A 2500-nucleotide genomic window follows, 5' to 3' on the forward strand; every position below is an offset into this window, starting at 1 on the left:
ACTTCCTTGAAGTACTTGCGTACATCAAAGTTATAGGGTCAAGCCGCACGAGCAATTAGTATCGGTTAGCTTAACGCATTACTGCGCTTCCACACCCGACCTATCAACGTCCTGGTCTTGAACGACTCTTCAGGGGGCTCAAGGCCCCGGCAGATCTCATCTTGAAACGAGTTTCCCGCTTAGATGCTTTCAGCGGTTATCTCTTCCACACTTAGCTACTCGGCAATGCCACTGGCGTGACAACCGATACACCAGAGGTGTGTCCACTCCGGTCCTCTCGTACTAGGAGCAGGCTTCCTCAAATCTGCAGCGCCCACGGAAGATAGGGACCAAACTGTCTCACGACGTTTTAAACCCAGCTCACGTACCTCTTTAAATGGCGAACAGCCATACCCTTGGGACCGGCTACAGCCCCAGGATGAGATGAGCCGACATCGAGGTGCCAAACACCGCCGTCGATATGAACTCTTGGGCGGTATCAGCCTGTTATCCCCAGAGTACCTTTTATCCGTTGAGCGATGGCCCTTCCATACAGAACCACCGGATCACTATGTCCTGCTTTCGCATCTGCTCGACTTGTCAGTCTCGCAGTTAAGCACGCTTATGCCATTGCACTATCATCACGATGTCCGACCGTAACTAGCGTACCTTCGAACTCCTCCGTTACGCTTTGGGAGGAGACCGCCCCAGTCAAACTGCCTACCATGCACTGTCCCCGATCCAGATAATGGACCTAGGTTAGAACCTCAAACACACCAGGGTGGTATTTCAACGTTGGCTCCATAAGATCTAGCGACCCTACTTCAAAGCCTCCCACCTATCCTACACAGATCTGTTCAAAGTCCAATACAAAGCTACAGTAAAGGTTCATGGGGTCTTTCCGTCTTTCCGCGGGGAGATTGCATCATCACAAACATTTCAACTTCGCTGAGTCTCAGGAGGAGACAGTGTGGCCATCGTTACGCCATTCGTGCAGGTCGGAACTTACCCGACAAGGAATTTCGCTACCTTAGGACCGTTATAGTTACGGCCGCCGTTTACTGGGACTTCAATCAAGAGCTTGCACCCCATCATTTAATCTTCCAGCACCGGGCAGGCGTCACACCCTATACGTCCACTTTCGTGTTTGCAGAGTGCTGTGTTTTTAATAAACAGTCGCAGCCACCGATTTTTTGCAACCTCATTGGGCTCCATCCGCGAGGGACTTCACCTACTAAAGGCACACCTTCTTCCGAAGTTACGGTGTCAATTTGCCGAGTTCCTTCTCCTGAGTTCTCTCAAGCGCCTTAGAATACTCATCTCGCGCACCAGTGTCGGTTTGCGGTACGGTCGTGTGTAGCTGAAGCTTAGTGGCTTTTCCTGGAAGCAGGGTATCACTCACTTCGTCTGCAAGCAGACTCGTTATCACTCCTCATCTAAGCCCGGCGGATTTGCCTACCAGGCACGACTACAAGCTTGAACCAACATGTCCAACAGTTGGCTGAGTTAACCTTCTCCGTCCCCACATCGCACTACACATCGGTACAGGAATATTGACCTGTTTCCCATCAGCTACGCATCTCTGCCTCGCCTTAGGGGCCGACTCACTCTACGCCGATGAACGTTGCGTAGAAAACCTTGCGCTTACGGCGAGGGGGCTTTTCACCCCCTTTAACGCTACTCATGTCAGCATTCGCACTTCTGATACCTCCAGCACGCTTTACAACGCACCTTCACAGGCTTACAGAACGCTCTCCTACCACTTGCAATAAATTGCAAATCCGCAGCTTCGGTAACTGGCTTAGCCCCGTTACATCTTCCGCGCAGGACGACTCGATCAGTGAGCTATTACGCTTTCTTTAAATGATGGCTGCTTCTAAGCCAACATCCTGACTGTTTTAGCCTTCCCACTTCGTTTCCCACTTAGCCAATTTTAGGGACCTTAGCTGGCGGTCTGGGTTGTTTCCCTCTTGAGTCCGGACGTTAGCACCCGGTGCTCTGTCTCCCAAGCTGTACTCTGCGGTATTCGGAGTTTGCATTGGTTTGGTAAGTCGCCATGACCCCCTAGCCAAAACAGTGCTCTACCCCCGCAGGTAATACTTGAGGCACTACCTAAATAGTTTTCGGAGAGAACCAGCTATTTCCAAGTTTGTTTAGCCTTTCACCCCTATCCACAGCTCATCCGCTAGTTTTGCAACACTAGTCGGTTCGGACCTCCAGTACCTGTTACGGCACCTTCATCCTGGCCATGGATAGATCACTTGGTTTCGGGTCTACACCCAGCGACTAGACGCCCTATTCGGACTCGATTTCTCTACGGCTTCCCTATTCGGTTAACCTTGCCACTGAATGTAAGTCGCTGACCCATTATACAAAAGGTACGCAGTCACCCTTGCGGGCTCCTACTTTTTGTAAGCATGCGGTTTCAGGATCTATTTCACTCCCCTCCCGGGGTTCTTTTCGCCTTTCCCTCACGGTACTAGTTCACTATCGGTCAATGATGAGTATTTAGCCTTGGAGG

At 51.1% G+C, this 2500-nt stretch carries 1 rRNA gene (running past one end of the window); it reads right to left on the reverse strand.

Features of this window, described 5'->3' with window-relative positions:
- Positions 1–34: 34 nt before the first annotated feature.
- Positions 35–2500 (reverse strand): 23S ribosomal RNA (locus tag RAE19_RS06590) (it continues 412 nt past the right edge of the window).

Origin of the sequence: Rhodoferax potami (assembly GCF_032193805.1) — a bacterium.
Taxonomy (GTDB): Bacteria; Pseudomonadota; Gammaproteobacteria; order Burkholderiales; family Burkholderiaceae_C; genus Allorhodoferax; species Allorhodoferax potami_A.